The 16074-nt window shown below is 57.3% G+C and carries 13 protein-coding genes and 1 riboswitch; of the genes, 6 read left to right on the top strand and 7 right to left on the bottom strand.

From position 1 onward, the window contains the following. Positions 1-144: 144 nt before the first annotated feature. Both HMPREF9451_RS06270 and HMPREF9451_RS06265 read left to right on the top strand, forming a co-directional pair. Positions 145-1419 carry a 1-deoxy-D-xylulose-5-phosphate reductoisomerase gene (locus HMPREF9451_RS06270; RefSeq protein ID WP_009139461.1) on the top strand — a complete coding sequence of 425 codons (1275 nt, stop codon included), beginning with the start codon at positions 145-147 and terminating at the stop codon, positions 1417-1419. 202 nt (positions 1420-1621) lie between these two features. Beyond that, complete coding sequence (locus tag HMPREF9451_RS06265; protein ID WP_009139460.1) at positions 1622-2692, top strand: site-2 protease family protein; 1071 nt, start codon at positions 1622-1624, stop codon at positions 2690-2692. 158 nt (positions 2693-2850) lie between these two features. Here the strand turns inward: HMPREF9451_RS06265 and HMPREF9451_RS06260 are convergent, their stop codons facing one another. Continuing rightward, positions 2851-3381: a GNAT family N-acetyltransferase gene (locus HMPREF9451_RS06260; protein WP_009139459.1), complete on the bottom strand. Its 531-nt coding sequence runs from the start codon at positions 3379-3381 to the stop codon at positions 2851-2853. Between the two features lie 284 nt (positions 3382-3665). On the opposite strand from HMPREF9451_RS06260, the gene HMPREF9451_RS06255 reads away from it, so the two are divergent. Next, the gene (locus HMPREF9451_RS06255) at positions 3666-4505 is read left to right on the top strand and encodes a formate/nitrite transporter family protein (RefSeq protein WP_040626632.1); all 840 of its coding nucleotides are present in this window, start codon (positions 3666-3668) and stop codon (positions 4503-4505) included. Positions 4506-4626: 121 nt separating this feature from the next. On the opposite strand, the gene HMPREF9451_RS06250 is transcribed toward HMPREF9451_RS06255, so the two are convergent. The 6 genes from HMPREF9451_RS06250 to HMPREF9451_RS10130 form a co-directional block, all read right to left on the bottom strand. Further along, positions 4627-5073, bottom strand: coding sequence for a pyridoxamine 5'-phosphate oxidase family protein (locus tag HMPREF9451_RS06250; RefSeq protein ID WP_009139457.1), 447 nt, complete (start codon positions 5071-5073; stop codon positions 4627-4629). A gap of 77 nt (positions 5074-5150) precedes the next feature. Next, complete coding sequence (locus HMPREF9451_RS06245; RefSeq protein WP_009139456.1) at positions 5151-5561, bottom strand: pyridoxamine 5'-phosphate oxidase family protein; 411 nt, start codon at positions 5559-5561, stop codon at positions 5151-5153. A gap of 57 nt (positions 5562-5618) precedes the next feature. Further along, positions 5619-6419: an energy-coupling factor transporter transmembrane component T family protein gene (locus HMPREF9451_RS06240; RefSeq protein ID WP_009139455.1), complete on the bottom strand. Its 801-nt coding sequence runs from the start codon at positions 6417-6419 to the stop codon at positions 5619-5621. Continuing rightward, entirely contained in the window at positions 6416-8380 is a 1965-nt protein-coding gene (locus HMPREF9451_RS06235; RefSeq protein ID WP_009139454.1) for an energy-coupling factor transporter ATPase, read from the bottom strand. The genes HMPREF9451_RS06240 and HMPREF9451_RS06235 overlap by 4 nt, the downstream gene beginning before the upstream one ends. A gap of 208 nt (positions 8381-8588) precedes the next feature. Next, positions 8589-9194: an ECF transporter S component gene (locus tag HMPREF9451_RS06230; RefSeq protein WP_009139453.1), complete on the bottom strand. Its 606-nt coding sequence runs from the start codon at positions 9192-9194 to the stop codon at positions 8589-8591. 141 nt (positions 9195-9335) lie between these two features. Then, a riboswitch (FMN riboswitch) is annotated at positions 9336-9513 on the bottom strand. An 805-nt stretch (positions 9514-10318) separates the two neighbouring features. Next, on the bottom strand, positions 10319-11359 hold the full coding sequence (locus HMPREF9451_RS10130; RefSeq protein WP_009139452.1) for a hypothetical protein: 1041 nt from the start codon (positions 11357-11359) through the stop codon (positions 10319-10321). A 387-nt stretch (positions 11360-11746) separates the two neighbouring features. Between HMPREF9451_RS10130 and HMPREF9451_RS06220 the strand changes: the two genes are divergently transcribed. The 3 genes from HMPREF9451_RS06220 (at position 11747) to HMPREF9451_RS06210 (ending at position 15874) form a co-directional block, all read left to right on the top strand. Then, positions 11747-13165, top strand: a complete 1419-nt coding sequence (locus HMPREF9451_RS06220) for an alanine/glycine:cation symporter family protein (protein ID WP_009139451.1) — start codon at positions 11747-11749, stop codon at positions 13163-13165. A 432-nt stretch (positions 13166-13597) separates the two neighbouring features. Further along, positions 13598-14203, top strand: a complete 606-nt coding sequence (locus HMPREF9451_RS06215) for a YqhA family protein (protein WP_009139450.1) — start codon at positions 13598-13600, stop codon at positions 14201-14203. Between the two features lie 246 nt (positions 14204-14449). Further along, positions 14450-15874: an alanine/glycine:cation symporter family protein gene (locus tag HMPREF9451_RS06210; protein WP_009139449.1), complete on the top strand. Its 1425-nt coding sequence runs from the start codon at positions 14450-14452 to the stop codon at positions 15872-15874. Positions 15875-16074 lie beyond the last annotated feature (200 nt).

Raw genomic sequence — 16074 nt, 5'->3', positions numbered from 1 at the left:
ATGGTTCGTCGTGCGTGATTTGACGCGTGCGGCATATGCGACTTACGCCGCGCGTGGGACGAATGTCTTTAGGTGCTGCGGCGTCGTGCTGCGCCCAGGCTGTTTTTGCGGAGCGCACAAGATGAAGACGAAGGGTTGATTCGTATGGATCGGAATCAGGGTAGAAAACGTATTGTCGTGCTTGGGTCGACGGGTTCGATCGGCCTTCAGACGCTCGATGTCGCACGCCGTCATCCGGAGGCCATCGAGGTTGTTGCGCTTGCGGCCAACACCAATGTGGACGAAGTCATCAAACAGGCTCACGAGTTCAAGGTGCGTCATATCGCGTTCGGCGACGAGCGGCTTGCTGGCGATGCTCGTCTTGCCCATGCGCACGGCGGCGTGTCGGTCGGCTTTGGGCAAGAGGGGCTGCTCGACCTGGTTCGTCTCGAAGAGGCGGACACGGTGGTCAACGCGCTTGTCGGTGCTGCGGGCATGCGTGCTTCGTATGAGACGCTCGCATGCGGGAAGCAGCTTGCTCTTGCGAACAAGGAAAGCCTTGTTGTAGCGGGCGATTTGATCATGCCGCTTGCGGCGAAGGTCGATGCCTCCATGGCCGCCCGCCGTGCGGCAGGAGTTTGCGTTGCGGGTGATGTGCCGGCTGCGACGTCGACGGTTGACGCTCCGGGGCTTTCCGGTGCCCTCATGCCGATTGATTCCGAGCATGGGGCCATCTATCAATGCCTGCTGGGCGAGCGCCATGCGGAAGTGACGGCGCTGTGGGTCACCGCCTCGGGAGGGCCTTTCCGCGGTAAAACGCGCGCTGAGCTCAAGAGTATGACGGCGGCCCAGGCCCTCGCTCATCCCACCTGGAAAATGGGACCGAAGATCACCATCGACTCATCCACTCTGATGAACAAAGGCCTAGAGGTTATCGAGGCGCATCATCTCTTTGCCATGCCATACGAGAAAATCAAAGTGGTCGTGCAGCCGCAAAGCGCCATTCATTCCATGGTGGAGTTTTCGGACGGCAGCGTAAAGGCCCATCTGGGAACCACAGACATGCGAATCCCCATCCAGTTCGCCTTGAGCTACCCTGACCGCTGGAACGCCCCCGTCGAACCTCTTGACTTTACAAAGCTCGGTTCGCTGGAGTTTTATCCTGCCGACACCGAGACGTTTCGCTGCCTCGATCTTGCCCGTCATGCCGGTGCGGTCGGCGGAACGCTTCCGTGCGTGATGAACGCCGCCAACGAAGTGGCCGTGGCGCACTTCCTAAAGGATGCCTGCGGCTATCTCGATATAGACGGATGCGTCGAGCATGTCATGGAGGCGCATGAGGCGGAGGGCGTGCAGAAGGTGGAAAGCCTCGATCAACTTGCCGAACTTGATGCGTGGGCCCGCAGCAAGGCCGCACAGCATCTTGCCGCTCGGCGTTAATGCGATGCTTTTGCCGCTAGGTTGACGGCGCCGTTTCAATTCCGTGGAGTTCGTTTCCTATCTTGTTCGCATGGGGAGGCGCGGCGTATCGAAATGCTAGACTTCATCGCGCATCGGGTTGCCCCGGTGCGCGTTTTGATATACACGGACATGCAAAAGACGTTGATCAGCGCGTCTTTTGCGGCGTATGAATAGGACGAGCATGGATATTGTCATGATGGTCTTGTATCTGGCCATTGTTCTTTCGATTCTGGTCTTCGTGCACGAAGGCGGCCACTATCTCGCGGCACGCGCGTTCGGCGTTCGCGTGACCGAGTTCATGATCGGCCTTCCTGGACCGAATATCGGCTTTACTTGGAAAGGGACGCGCTACGGTTTGACTGCCATTCCGCTTGGCGGCTATGCGAAAGTGTGTGGCATGGAACCTGGCAAGGAAAACCCGCATATTGAGAGAGCCCTCGCATACGCCTACACGCACGGGACGATTTACGCGGACGATCTTGCGGAAGAAATCGGCATTTCCACGGACGATGCCTGCGAGGTTTTGTATGTGCTCGAAGACTGGGGGTGCCTTGTCGGCCCGAAGAAAAGTGACGAGCACAACATCTTTCGCACGCGTGCTTTGCGCGATGCGAAGCGCGGCATCGATCTGAAAGAGGGGGAGCCGCGTGCATTCGAAAACTCCCACGACCTGTATCTTGAGGAGCGTTCCCATACGTATCGCTCCCTACCGTTCTGGAAGCGCTCGGTTATTCTTCTCGCTGGCATTTTCATGAACTTACTCGTTGCCATTGTGCTGTTGGTTGTCGCCTTCTCCGTCATAGGCGTCGACGTGACTGACGACGCCGGCACCATGCAGCACATCGTCTTGAGCCCCCTTGACTCCATTTCGGCGGGAGTGACGTACATCGGCATGGTTGTGCAGGCGGTTGCGGGCCTGTTCAATCCTCAAACGGTCATGCAAAGCGTTGAAGGCTCGACGAGCGTTATGGGAATGGCCGTTATGTCGAAGGCGTACGCCGATGCGGGCATTGCCATGTTCTTGCAGTTCATGGCAATGATTTCCGTTTCTTTGGGAATTATGAACCTGCTGCCCATCCCGCCGCTTGACGGCGGGCGCTTCGTCATCGAGGTGTTCCAGAAGGTCTCTCGCAGGGTGGTTGGCTACAAGGCCATGAACTATATGAGCATCGCGGGCATGGCGCTGTTCGTCGGGTTCTTCGTCGTTATGCTCAATCAGGACATCCAGCGATTCGTTTTCGGAAACTGGTAGAGCGCGCTTCGCTGAAAGAATCCGCCGATTCGGGCTTCCTCCCATTTTCCGAACCGAAAGCAACGTTCGAGAGCAAGCCGCCTCCCATTTCTTGGACAACGAGAGATGGGAGGCTTTCTTTTTTCGCTTGGGAGACGCGGATGTGGGATGCAGGGCTTCTACGAACGCTCAAGCAGGCATTCGTAGAGAATTGCGTCGAAGGAGCCGTCGGGGTAGTGCAGCATCGTCTTGCAAACGCGCACGAATCCTTCGGATTCATACAGGGAGCGTGCCGGAGCATTGTCCGGAAGAATGTCGAGCCTGACGCATCGCTGGCCGTTCGCGCGAGCGATGTCGAGAGCGCCGCGAAGCAGCGTTCGGGCGATTCCCTTTCCCTGGAATCGGGGGAGGGTGCAAAGAACGTGAATGACCGACGCCTCGTCGTCGCGGGCCTTTACACCCCACGGCGCCGTTTCGTATCCGACTGCGCCATGGTGATCCATCACGAGCGCCCCTGCCAGCTCTTCGTCGCACTCGCATACGATAAGGCGGCCGCTTTCAAGGGCGCCGCGAAGGAACTCGTCGCTTGGATGCGTCTTTCTGTCCCAAAGCGGGTCGAAGGCGGAATGCTTCATGTCGTCGACCATCTCGTCGTAAAACGACGCTATGGATTCGAACTCGTCACGGCGTGCTATGCGAACGTTGGGCATGGTGTCTCGCTTTCTCTATTGGCACCAGAGCTGTTGTGCGGCGGCGCTTCGTCATTGTAGCGCAACGGACGAATGGGCCTGCGAACGGCGTTTCGGCCGCAGAGGCTCGCATGCGCGTATCCTCAGCGCGCGTTTGCCGATTTTGCGCAGACGGCGCGGCGGGGGTGCTGTACGCTTGCCCGTATCTCGCGTTTTCCCAGCAGGCTTTCGATGCGCGGCACGGTGAAGACGGCCTTGTCGCGTCCAGGGGAAATGCGCACGGTGCAGCGAAAGGAGAGAACCTTATGGCATGTCTTGACGAGTCCGAACTGAAAACGTTGAAACCCGACGCTTTGTCTCCTGCGGAAATCGAGGCGAAGGCCGAGTCCATCGCGGTTGCAAAAGCGGGGATGAAGCCTGCCAAGGTGTTTGTGCTCGCCATGCTTGCCGGCGCTTTCATCTCGTTCGGCGCCTTGTACTTTTGCGTTTTCCTGGGCGATCCGTCCATTCCGTTCGCGGTGCAGCGCGTCGTGGGCGGCCTTTGCTTCTGCCTGGGCCTGGTCTTGGTGCTGTGTTGCGGCGCGGAACTGTTCACCGGCAACTCCCTCATGGTTGCCGCCCTGGCCAGCAAGAAGATATCGGTTTCCGCCATGCTGAAGAACTGGGCGATTGTCTGGGTGGGCAATCTTGTGGGCGCCTTGGTGACGGTATTCCTTGTGTATATGGCTCATGTTGCCGATATGAACGGTGGCGCTGTGGGTGCAACCATGGTTTCGGTGGCCGTTTCGAAGGTTACGCCCGACTGGATTACGCTGTTCTTCAAGGGCATTCTGTGCAATATCTTTGTCTGCCTGGCGGTATGGATTGGTTTTGGGGCTCGTACGGTTGTTGACAAGGTCGTCGGCATCTTGCTGCCCATCTCTGCGTTCGTGGCGTGCGGCTTCGAGCATTGCGTGGCGAATATGTTCTTCCTGCCTATGGGTCTTCTGGCTAAGACGAGCGGTCTTGCCGCAATCGACGCAAGCGCGCTTGATTTGGGAAGTATCTTCTACAACATCTCTGCCGCTACGCTCGGCAACATCGTAGGAGGCGCGGTGTTTGTCGGATTGGCGTACTGGTTCGTGTATAGGACGAAGGCGAATTAAGTTCCGCGCGGCCCGCATGCGTCAAAGCCGCGTTTGCGGCCGATGTGACGGTGTTGGCCCCGAAGCCTTTCGATTCTTGGAATCGCGGGCTTCGGGGCCAACTTTGCGTTTCGGGGCTGGGCTAGAACGTGAGCGTACGTTCGCTGCCGTCGATGTCGCGCATGTGGGCTATGCCGTTTCTTACGCTGAAATACACCAGGCGGTCATCGTCTGGCGAATCGTGGTGTTCGCCGATGCCCGCCATGTGCTCGAAACCTGCCTGGCGCAGCGCAGCGCTGGCGGAAGCGTCATCGGCAAGATCTGCCTGGCCGGTTACGACAATCCAGTATTCGCCAGGCTTCCAGCCGGACAGTTCGAATTTTGGGTTGTGCGCGAGCTCGCGATACACGTCTTTGTCGCGCGAGGTGGAAAACCAGAGCTTGCCCTGCTCGGCTGCGGCGAAGCTGAAAGGCCGCACGCGCGGTTGCGTGGCATCGCTCTCGTCGATCGTGGCGAGGAACCACGCGGGGATGCCCGTCAGATAATCGACGATTTCTTCAAGCGCCTCGTAGGCTGCGGTATTGGTCATGGGAACTCCTGGAATCATGCATGCGTGAACGATCTGAGCTTGAGCAGCGGCGTGAAGTGCGTGGGGCAGCGGTACGCCTACAGCTCTACGGGCACCCATTCGTCGTGGTTGCAGATCCATGCCTGAGGCTCTTCCACGCTAAAAAAGACGAGTGTTTCATCGTGCGGTCCATCGTAGTGTTCTCCCAGGCTTTCGAGATGCTCGTACCCCGCCGTGCGCACCTCTTCGCCCACGAGGTCTTCAAGTCCTGCTTTGCCGCGAAGGATCAGCCAGCCGTGGCCGGGCCACCACGAGGTTGCTTCGAAGCGCTGGTTTTCCAGAAGCTCCTCCCACACGTCTTTGGTGGTTGCCGTGCAGAACCAGATTTTGCCGTGCTCTTCGGCGGCGAAGCTGAACGGGCGAACGTGGGGCTGCCCGTCTACGCTGGTTGCAAGATACCATGCGGGAACGGCGTTGAGGTATTCGAGGATGGTCGCAATTCCGTTCATGATGCTTCCTTTCTTTTCGAGGGGGCCGAAAGGCGTGTTTTCGGCGCTTTTATCCGGCTACAGCAGATAATTCACGGCAAGAACGCAGGTGCCAAGGAAAGTCATGGCCAGTGCCGCTAGCGCATCTGTTGCCGTGAAGTGCAAGGGATGCAGGCGTGTTCGTCCGACGCAGCCGTGATAGCATCGCGCGTCCATGGCGAACGCAAGCGTTTCCGCGCGGCGGAATGCGCTGGTGAAAAGCGGTATGGTGAGCGAAGAGAGCATGCGGACGCCTCGTTTCGGGTTGCTGGAAAACGTTGCTCCGCGGCTTATCTGCGCATGGTAGATGCTGACGAATTCGTCGGCGAACTGCGGCATGAAGCGTAAGGCTATGCCCATGATCATGCCGAGCTCATGGGCGGGAAAGCCTATCTTCGCAAGAGGGGAGAGCAGGCGTTCGAACCCCTCGGTCAGGTCGATCGTCGTGGTGGTCATGGTGATCAGGCTCATACCGAGCATCATGAGGACAAGGCGGCACGCAATGAACGAACACGAATATACGCCGCCTTCGCTGATACGGATGAACCACCATTGGAACAGGACCGGTCCATCTTGGATGAGGAAGAGATTCAGGATGGATGCTACGACCACGATGGCCAGCAGGGGCGCGAGCGATCGGGCGGCTTTGCCCAGCGGTATGCGGGAGAGCGCGTAGAACGCTGCGACGAAAAGGGCCACGACGCCCAATCCCCAGAAATCCTGCGAAAGCAGTGCGGCGGCAATAAGCGCCACGCCCGCCAAAAGCTTCGTGCGCGGGTCCAGCTTGTGGAGAGGGCTCGACCCTGGGTAATAGCTACCGAAGGAGAAGACGGAATTCATCGGACGTCCTCCTTGTTCGCTTTCGAGCGCGTTGCTTCGTCCGATAGCGTCGGGGCGAGCATTTCGACGAGAGACTCTATGGTATACAGCGTACAGTCAGGCATGGGTATGCCACGTTCGCGAAGCTTGCTTGCCATGCGTTGAGCTGCGGGAACGCCGAGTCCGATTGCTTCAAGCTCCTTCTCTTGCAGGAAAACGGTTTCAGGCGCGCCCATGGCGAAGGTGTCTCCCTCTTTGAGGACGATGAGCTTCTGGCAGAATGCGGCGAGGTCGTCCATGCTATGGGATACCATGATTACGGTCAGTCCCATTTTCTTGTGCAGCGATGAGATGAGCGCGAGGAAGTCTCGGCGCGCGGCGGGATCGAGCCCAGCCGTGGGCTCGTCGAGGACAAGCACGCTCGGCCTCATGGCCAATACGCCGGCGAAGGCCACGCGGCGTTGTTGGCCGCCGGAAAGCTCGAAGGGGCTCGTGTCTTTGAGAGCTTCGAAATCGAGGTCGACTCGTGCAAGCGACTCGCGTACGCGAACGTCGATTTCATGTTCGTCGAGTCCCATGTTGCGTGGGCCGAAGGCGACGTCGTCGTAAACCGTGGCGGCGAAAAGCTGGCGTTCGGGATATTGGAAAACGACGCCCACTTTAGACCGCGCGACATTGGCTTCTTTTCTGTCGGCGATGTCTTTACCCTCGACGAGCACGCGGCCGCAGGTGGGTTTCAAGATGCCGTTCATGTGCTGGATGAGGGTCGATTTCCCCGATCCGGTGTGACCTGCAATACCGACGAACTCTCCTTTTGCTATGGAGAAGGTTGCGTCGTGCAGCGCCCAGACGGCGTTGGGGTCGTTGCCCCATTTCGCCTGCTTATCGTGCTTTTTAGAGCGATTCTTCTTTGCGCGTGAAGCGTCGAGATAGGTATGGGATACGTGGTCGAATTCGATGAAGGGAGCGATGTTTTTTCGCGCGTCCGTCATCGAGACGCTGTCGGTTGCGGCCGCCAATGCCTCGTTCGGGGCTGAGGCCGAGCCCGCTGTCGGGCTCTCTGCCGGGGACGATCCCGCTGCCGGCGTGTTGTCAGCCGCGGCGCTCTTGGAGGCATCTCGAATCGCGTTTTTCTTCGCTGCTTCGCATCGTTTTGCGAGGAGAGCAGAGTCTGCCGCTTGGACAATGGCATCTGCCAAGGCATTTTCGCGAATGCAGACGGGAATGCAGGCGTCTCGTTCGCGCAGCGCCGTGGAGAGGCGGCATGCGAAGGGCACTTCCAGGTTGAGCCGACCAAGGACGTCGGTTCTTGCGAGAACTTTATCGGGTGCGCCTTCAAGGGCGACGCGTCCCTGCTCCAAGACGATGATACGATCGGCCTCGGCGGCTTCTTCCATGAAGTGGGTGATCATGACGATGGTCATGCCCCGTTCGTGCAATTCTTTGCACACGCGCATGAGACCCTTGCGCCCGCGCGGATCAAGCATGGAGGATGCTTCGTCAAGAATGAGGATTTTCGGATTCATGGCCAAAACGCCGGCAATGGCGACGCGCTGCTTTTGGCCGCCCGAAAGCGCGTTGGTCTCGTGCTTCTCGAAGCCGACGAGACCAACTTCTTCAAGCGCAGAGCGAACGCGCAGGGCTATTTCCGCCGTTTCAACGCCGAGGTTTTCCGGACCGAAGGCGACGTCGTCTTCGACGAGAGAGGCGACGAGCTGATCGTCGGGGTTTTGAAACACCATGCCCGCCGTGGAGCGGATCGCGTACAGATTCTCCTCGTCGGCGGTGCTCATTCCGTCGGTGGTTACCGATCCGGCGTCGGGGACGAGTAGCGCGTTGAAGTGTTTAGCCAGGGTCGACTTGCCGCTTCCGTTGCCTCCGAGGATGCAGACGAACTCGCCCGGCGCGATATGCGCATTGATTCCGGCGAGGACAAGCCGGTCTCCATCGTAGGTGAATTCAACATTGGTGCAGGTAATCATGGATTTTGTTCTTTCGTTTTGTTCGGCGCGATGAGGACCGTGCGGTTACGTGAGTCATTCGTCGCGCATGCGATACGGCGGCTTCTTGGATACTCCAGTGTTGGATTGCCGTCAAGCAGACGAATGCGCAGAGTGGTGAAAGAGGCGCGCCCCCCTTGTGAGGGATGCTTTGGAATCGGCGTGGCGGCGAAGGATGCGTGCCGTTTGCTTAGGCGGCCTGGTTTGTGGGGCGGCCCTTCACGCGGTCTTTCTTCGGGGTGATGAGATTAGAGACGGCCTTGTATACCACGAGGGTAAGCAGGGCGTTCAAAATGGTTTTTACAAGGTTGAACGGCAAAAGGGCGGGAAGGATCAGAGGGATGATAACGTCGGCGCTGCCGTAATAGAACCATACGCCAATGGTCAGGTTGACGAGAATGGCTCCTGCCGTTGCCGTGATGACGCTGATGACGAGGCCTGCGATGGCGCCCTTCAACGTGTGCATGCGCCTATACAGCAAAGCGGCCGGCAGGACGAAGAATGCCGTGGCGAAGATGTTCATGAGCGAACCGATCCATTCTCCCAGGATAAGCCCATGGACGACGGCTGCAATCGATCCCACGGCGATGCCTGCTCCAGGCCCGAAGGCGAACCCGCAGACCATAGCGGGCATGAGAGAGGGGTCGTAGGTCAGGAATGAAACGCCTGGAATAAGGGGTATCTGAACGAAGGAGAACAGCGATGCTATGGCGCACATAAGCGCCATGGTTACAAGCTGGCGTGTATTCCATCTGTTCGAATTGTTGAACTGGGGCTTTTTTGCGTTTGCGGCCATGGTAATCGCCTTTCGTGCGGGACGGCTTGCAGATGAGGTTGCTTCTTGTCCCGCATGAAAGAAACAAGCCCGTATGAATTCCAATACGGGCTTGTCATTCGCATGAGAATACGGCCCCGAAAAGGGTCGACCGTCGTGCGAACCCTGCCTCTTCCATCCGGACTGTGACCGTTGGTTTCGGGTTTTCACCGAATCAGCCTGGCGCGCAGCGCCAGGGTCGCGGACTGACGAAATGCCGGCGAGCTGCGTTGTGCGACGCGTTTGCCGACGGACTTCGATTACCGCCAGTGGGGAATTTCACCCCGCCCTGAAACAGAATTCATGGTGCGCATTGTAGCACCGTTCTTACTGCGCTGCGGGGTTTTCGGCCCTGAAAGCTCTTGCATTCCCTGAAAGCGTTGAAAACAAGTGATGCTATAGGTGAGTCTTATTGGTTCGCCGCGCATGCGTAGGGCGAGTTGGTGGTGTTTTGGAGGGCGGTCTGAAACGCACCTTTCAAGTGGAACTTATAGCACTAAGGATTGGCCGCGATGCTTCTCGGGAGGTTTGTTTTGAAGTATGGGACATTCCCTCTTGTATTGCGTTTCGCCCAGGGCTCCGTTGGGTATTGTATTTTGGCCAGGTTCCCGTTGGGTGCGCCGTTCGGCCGGAGCCCCGCTTCGCACAGGATCCTGTCAGGCACGCCGTTCGGCCGTAGCCCCGTCGGGCATGCCCTTCGCCCAGAATCCTGTCCGGACGCGCCGTTCGACAGGAGCCTCGTTGGGCGCGCTTATTTTTTAGGAAAATGCACAGGAAGCCGACTTTGCTATCGCAAAACTCACGAAACGTATCAAAGAGGAGGTAAACTGCCCCTTTTTATTGTGAAATCATTCAAATAAGTCAACATAATACTAAATAATGTGGAATTACATTAATCAAGCAGAGTGGCTTATGTCGGCGATCGGTACGTTTCGTGCAATATGCGAGTCTGTAAGTGTGTTTTGGTGCATTTTCGGGCTCAGGGTGGGGCATGTCGGCGATTTTCGCGTTACGTCAGTTGCTGTGTGTTCCGGCTGGTTGCGCGTAGCGCCACGCCGCCGCAGGTCCTGTTCCGTTGCATCGCACCCTGGCCGTCGTACTGCACTTTAGCAGGGGAGTTCCAGCTTCCAACGAAGCTCGCGGTGCTTTCTCTCGAAATCCGCAGGATTTGCGCGTCGTTGCTTTTGCGTGGCCTTTCGGACCGCTTCCGCAATGGCGTCACACGCAGCCATGCTGTTCATCTCCTCACTTGTAACGCCGATTGTTGTCCACTGCATTGTCGCGAGCGCGTTCGCTCGCCGCGAATCGCGTATTCGCGCGAACTCTCCCTGATGTGCGAAATCGCTTTGATACTCGACGTCCACTTTGGATTTCGGCCAACATAGATCGCAGCGCAGCGAGGCACGTTGCGCGATGGACGCCGCTTGCTCGTTCAGCTTGACGGGGCGGTTCATGAGAGGGATTTCAAGTCCATATCCGCCAAGGTGGCGCGGCAATCCAAGGAGCAGTGCAAGTGCGGTTTCTCGCGGAGAAGCAGATCCATCGGACATATAAAGAAGGGCTCGCCGCGCAAGGCGGGACCCGCGAAGGGAGGGGTTGCGTTTCAGGAAGTCACGAATACGCTGCGTCGACGTGAGCGCCTGGACTTCGTATTGGGTGGTTAGTCCCGTGCGCGCGGTTTGGTACGTGCCGCACAGCTCATAGCCCAGCTCGAGCAGCCAAGTAAAATCGGTTCGCCTGTCGGCGCATTGTACGAAAGCGAGTTCGGGGGAGCATACCAGGCAGTCTCTTGCCAGCTCGAAAAAGGAATCGGACGAAACCTGCGTGCTGAGTAGGTGCGCCTCGATATCTCCTTTGCGTCGACATTGCCCTTGTGAGGAGGTGACGAAGTGAAGCGGAGCGCAAACACCTTCGAGCGAAAGGAACTCTAGCGCCTCGCTCGCGTTGCGGAATTCGCGCGAACCGATGGCGTGGTCTCGTAGGGCGTTTGCGAGGACCGTCGCCGCGTCGTGTGTCGAAACCGAGGTTTGTGGCGCGCTTCTGGTCCGGCTGGGGCTGGCGAGGGTGGTGGCGAGATTGCGCTGCATGAAGCGGTGAATCTGCAGGGCTGTGATATGGCTGTATGTAACGCGGTCGAGTTTGGGCATAGAAATCCTCTCGTGCCCCGATTGAGAGGATCTTGCGGTCTTGGGTTGGAGGCGGGGCGTTGCCTCGGGTACTTTCAAAGAAAGCGCCGCACTGGCTCTTGCGCGTTGGGCTATGCTTGGATGCGTGGGCTCACTTGCGTCATGGACTCTCTCGCTGCAAGAGCTGTCTGGGTGTGTAGAGCCTGGTCGTAGTGGAGTGCGACTTGTGCGCGAATCCCAATTGCATTGCTAAAACACGCCGGATAGAAGAAATTATACCCAAATGGGCTTTTCCACATGTCTTGTTTTCCGTAACGCTTTTCAGGTTTAATTCATTTTTCACCCGAATGGAAAACCGCATCGGCGTACAATAATACGCTAACGTAAAAATGGGGAAGGCGGAAACGCATGGATATTGTCGGCATTCTTAATCAGATCGATGCCGTTGTATGGGGCCCTTTGATGATTTGCCTCCTGCTTGGATCGCATATCTTCTTGACCATCCGTACGGGTTTCATTCAAAGGAAGCTGCCCAAGGCAATTAAGATGTCCGTGGTCAACGACGAAGGCAGCGAGGGCGACGTGAGCCAGTTCGGCGCGTTGGTGACGGCGCTTGCGGGCACCATTGGCACAGGTTCTATCGTCGGCGTGGCGACGGCCATTATCGCGGGCGGCCCTGGCGCGGTGTTCTGGATGTGGCTTACGGGCGTGTTCGGCATTGCCACGAAGTATTCCGAGGTCTACGCCGCCGTCAAATATCGCGTGAAAGACCATAAGGGCGAAATGCTCGGCGGCGCCATGTATGCATGGGAGCGCGCCTTCAAACGCAAGGATGGCTCTTTGCCTTGGTGGGCGAAGCTCGGTGCGGTATCGTTCGCGCTGTTCGCCATCGTTGCCACCATCGGCACGGGTTCGGCGGTTCAGTCTGCCGCTATGACGGGCATCATCGAATCCAACTTCCCGGGCATTCCCGAGTGGCTCATTGCCCTGGTCATCGCTATTCTGGTGTCTGTCGTCATCTTCGGCGGCGTGAAAACCGTTTCGGTCGTATGCGAAAAGCTCGTTCCGTTCATGGCTGTGGCGTATGCAGTGGGCTGCCTGGTTATCATGGCCATCAACTGGCAGTACATTGGTCCTGCGTTCGCGCTGATTTTCGAATGCGCATTCACCTCGAAGGCGGCATTCGGCGGTGCCGTTGGATCGGGCATCATGGTCGCTCTACAGTTTGGCTGCGCCCGCGGTTTGTTCTCCAACGAATCCGGCCTGGGCTCCGCTCCTATCGTTGCAGCCGCTGCGGCAACGAAGAACCCCGCTCGTCAGGCGCTGGTTGCCATGACGGGCACGTTCTGGTCCACGGTCGTCATTTGCGCCATCACGGGTATCGTGCTTGTTTCCACCATGCTTGCCCATCCGGGCATTGTCGAAGGCGGCTCCATCAAAGAAGGCGCTGCGCTTGCAAGTGCGGCGTTTGCGACCATTCCGTATCTGGGTACGCCCATCCTGGTCATTGGCATGATCAGCTTCGCGTACTCAACCATTCTCGGCTGGAGCTATTACGGCAACCGCTGCGCAACGTACCTCTTCGGTCGCCGTGCCATTCTTCCGTACCAGATTCTCTATGTCATCGTTGGCTTCTTGGGGGCTATCGGCGTGGGCGATGTGGTCTGGGTTATTTCCGACATTGGAAATGCGCTTATGGCCATCCCGAACATCATCATGGTCTTGTTGCTGTCTGGCATGATCGCACGGGAGACCAAACATTATGTTTACGAAGGTCATCTTGACGAAGCTTACGAGGAGGATATCCCCGTCATAGAGGGCAAATAGGACCAAATCGAATAATCTTGCATGAGGAAGCCGCCTGTTGCAGCACTTGCAGCAGGCGGCTTTTGATATGAGTGGGACTTTGCCGGGAGATAGTGATAATCAAGGGGAAAGGCAATTCCTCTATTTCGGTTCGAGTCGTCTTTTCGGGGTCTTTTCTTGGACGGCATGCGTATAGTTGAAGCACCTTCGACGAAGCTTGAAGGTTATGGCGGGCTGTGGTTTTCCGGGAAAGCAACAGCCCGCTGACGTTTGCGTGCAGGGGCAGTGCCGGCGGCTACAATTGCTTGAATAGGCGGTGCCATCGGATTGGCTCGGCGTTTCTTGCGACCGACGAAGAATTTGACAAGGCGCGATTGGTGCACCGTCGTCGTGAAAACCGATATTTTGCGCGTATGGCCTTGTTCGTTTGATCTGTTTGTAGGAGGAAGCCCCGTGACGGAGAATGCCCCCTTGTTGCGTGCCGCTGAAGACAGCCATGATGAGGAATTCAAGAGCGGCTCTGAACTGTCTGACAAAAAGAAGACGTCTCTCGAAGAGGACGATTGCCAGCAGGAAAGCCGCGGCAGACGTCGTGAGCGCAAGCTGGTGGGATACTCACGATTCATGGCCGTGGTGCCGAGTGTCGGGCTGTTCGTTTCCTCCATTGCGCTTACGATTGCAACGCTTATTTCCACGGTCGTTGTGACGGTGGAGGCGGCAACGGGCCATTTGAGCATGCAAGACATGCTGGTGGAGTATATAGAATACGCTGACTTCTACCTGCTTGCTGTGGTGCTCTATATCATGTCGGTTGGTCTGTATTCGCTGTTCATCGACGACGGGATCGATATGCCTTCGTGGTTGCAGATTCACAATCTGGACGATTTGAAGGAGAAGCTTGTCGGCGTTATCGTGGTTGTTATGGGCGTGTATTTCCTGGGATTGCTGATTCATGGTGCGCAGCCGGTCGATCTGCTTCTGAAGGGCATCGGTATTTGCGCGGTTATTTTCGCATTGGCCTATTTTGTCAGGCATGTTATGTTCGCGCATAAGAAATAGGGCATAACGATTCACACGCGAGGGCGGCTCGATTGCCGCCCTCGCGCCTTTTGCCGAGCAGAAAACGCTTTCGCATGCTAAAGCGTCGGGCTAAAAGGGCGACGCCCGTATAATCCGAGCATTCTGACAGCCAACGACGATCGTCATACGGCGGCGATCCGATTGCGGGCAGTGCGCTTATCTGCGTAGCGGACGAATGCTGTAGCAGAACCGCCGTACGACGTTCGTTTCGGGGAAGGAACGAACATGGATGCGATAGTTTCTGCCATCAACACGCTTGACGCAATGGTGTGGGGTCCGCCTATGATTCTGCTGCTTCTGGGCACGCACATCTACATGACGGTGCGCACGGGCTTCATCCAGCGCAAGCTTCCTACGGCCATCAAGCTCTCCATCACGAAAGACCCTGACGCCGAAGGTGACATCAGCCAGTTCGGCGCTTTGACCACAGCGCTTTCGGCGACAATCGGAACAGGCAATATCGTCGGCGTGGCGACGGCTATCATGGCGGGCGGTCCGGGTGCCGTATTGTGGATGTGGCTTACGGGCGTGTTCGGCATTGCCACGAAATATTCCGAGGTCTATGCGGCGGTCAAGTACCGTGTGAAGGATAAAAAGGGAGATATGCTCGGCGGTGCCATGTATGCATGGCGCAGGGCGTTTGAAAAGAACGGCAAGACGCCCTGGTGGGCTGTGCTCGGCGCCACGGCGTTCGCCGTGCTGACCACGGTCGCCTCCATGGGCATAGGGTCGGCGGTGCAGTCAAGCTCCATGACGGGCGTCATCGTGTCGAATTTTCCGGGTATTCCTACATGGGCGATCGGTCTTGCCATCGTCATCATGGTCGCCATCGTCATCTTCGGCGGTGTGCGCGTCATTTCGAGCGTATGCGAAAAGCTCGTCCCGTTCATGGCCATCGCGTACGCATGGGGCTGCGTGGTCATCATCGGCATGAACATCGAATTCGTATGGCCAGCCATGTGTCTCATTGTGGAATCTGCGTTTAACCCGCAGGCGGCGTTCGGCGGCCTGCTGGGCAGCGGCATCATGGCGGCTATTCAGTTCGGTTGTGCACGAGGTCTGTTCTCCAACGAATCAGGCTTGGGTTCTGCCCCCATTGTTGCCTCAGCGGCGGCAACGCGCAATCCCGCACGCCAGGCTCTGGTTTCCATGACGGGTACATTCTGGGATACGGTTGTCATCTGCGCGCTGACAGGTATTGTGCTCGTCTCCACGATGCTTGCCCATCCTGAGCTTGTGAGTGGCATTGCTGAGGGGAGAATCATGGCGGGCGCAGATTTGACGAGCGCCGCATTCGCCTCCATCCCCTACGTGGGGACGCCAGTTTTGGTGATTGGCATGATTTTGTTTTCGTATTCCACCATCTTGGGTTGGAGCTATTACGGAAACCGTTGCGTGACGTACTTGTTCGGTCGTCGTGCCATTCGTCCGTATCAGATCGTGTACGTGCTTGCCGCGTTTTTGGGTGCGGTCGGCGTGGCGGATATTGTCTGGACGACGTCCGACATTGCGAACGCGTTCATGGCGATTCCTAACATTTTGATGGTGCTGCTGCTTTCCGGCATGATTGCTCGCGAAACCAAGCATTATGTATGGGATAAAAATCTGGATGAACGCACAGAGGATGAGATTCCGATCGTGGAGAAATAATTTTTATATACCCATAGACGCAAAAGGGCCGCTTTTCGAAGCGGCCCTTTTGCGTCTATGGGGAAGTTTTAGGAATGTTGCGAAAGAAGAGGAGCGATTTCGCTTGGAATTGGGCAAGAAATGTTGCGCAACATTGGTTGGAATAGGCTGGAATGCATAGGAAAAACGTCGGGATAATCAGGAGTTTTTACCCATGGATA

The organism is Slackia piriformis YIT 12062 (assembly GCF_000296445.1).
Lineage (GTDB): Bacteria > Actinomycetota > Coriobacteriia > Coriobacteriales > Eggerthellaceae > Slackia > Slackia piriformis.
This window is presented reverse-complemented; position numbering and strand designations above follow the sequence as displayed.

What these genes read in the sequence shown, in the direction of transcription:
- HMPREF9451_RS06270 (WP_009139461.1), top strand. Translation starts at nt 145, where the DNA reads ATGGATCGGAATCAGGGTAGAAAACGTATTGTCGTGCTTGGGTCGACG.
- HMPREF9451_RS06265 (WP_009139460.1), top strand. Translation starts at nt 1,622, where the DNA reads ATGGATATTGTCATGATGGTCTTGTATCTGGCCATTGTTCTTTCGATT.
- HMPREF9451_RS06260 (WP_009139459.1), bottom strand. Translation starts at nt 3,381, where the DNA reads ATGCCCAACGTTCGCATAGCACGCCGTGACGAGTTCGAATCCATAGCG.
- HMPREF9451_RS06255 (WP_040626632.1), top strand. Translation starts at nt 3,666, where the DNA reads ATGGCATGTCTTGACGAGTCCGAACTGAAAACGTTGAAACCCGACGCT.
- HMPREF9451_RS06250 (WP_009139457.1), bottom strand. Translation starts at nt 5,073, where the DNA reads ATGACCAATACCGCAGCCTACGAGGCGCTTGAAGAAATCGTCGATTAT.
- HMPREF9451_RS06245 (WP_009139456.1), bottom strand. Translation starts at nt 5,561, where the DNA reads ATGAACGGAATTGCGACCATCCTCGAATACCTCAACGCCGTTCCCGCA.
- HMPREF9451_RS06240 (WP_009139455.1), bottom strand. Translation starts at nt 6,419, where the DNA reads ATGAATTCCGTCTTCTCCTTCGGTAGCTATTACCCAGGGTCGAGCCCT.
- HMPREF9451_RS06235 (WP_009139454.1), bottom strand. Translation starts at nt 8,380, where the DNA reads ATGATTACCTGCACCAATGTTGAATTCACCTACGATGGAGACCGGCTT.
- HMPREF9451_RS06230 (WP_009139453.1), bottom strand. Translation starts at nt 9,194, where the DNA reads ATGGCCGCAAACGCAAAAAAGCCCCAGTTCAACAATTCGAACAGATGG.
- HMPREF9451_RS10130 (WP_009139452.1), bottom strand. Translation starts at nt 11,359, where the DNA reads ATGCCCAAACTCGACCGCGTTACATACAGCCATATCACAGCCCTGCAG.
- HMPREF9451_RS06220 (WP_009139451.1), top strand. Translation starts at nt 11,747, where the DNA reads ATGGATATTGTCGGCATTCTTAATCAGATCGATGCCGTTGTATGGGGC.
- HMPREF9451_RS06210 (WP_009139449.1), top strand. Translation starts at nt 14,450, where the DNA reads ATGGATGCGATAGTTTCTGCCATCAACACGCTTGACGCAATGGTGTGG.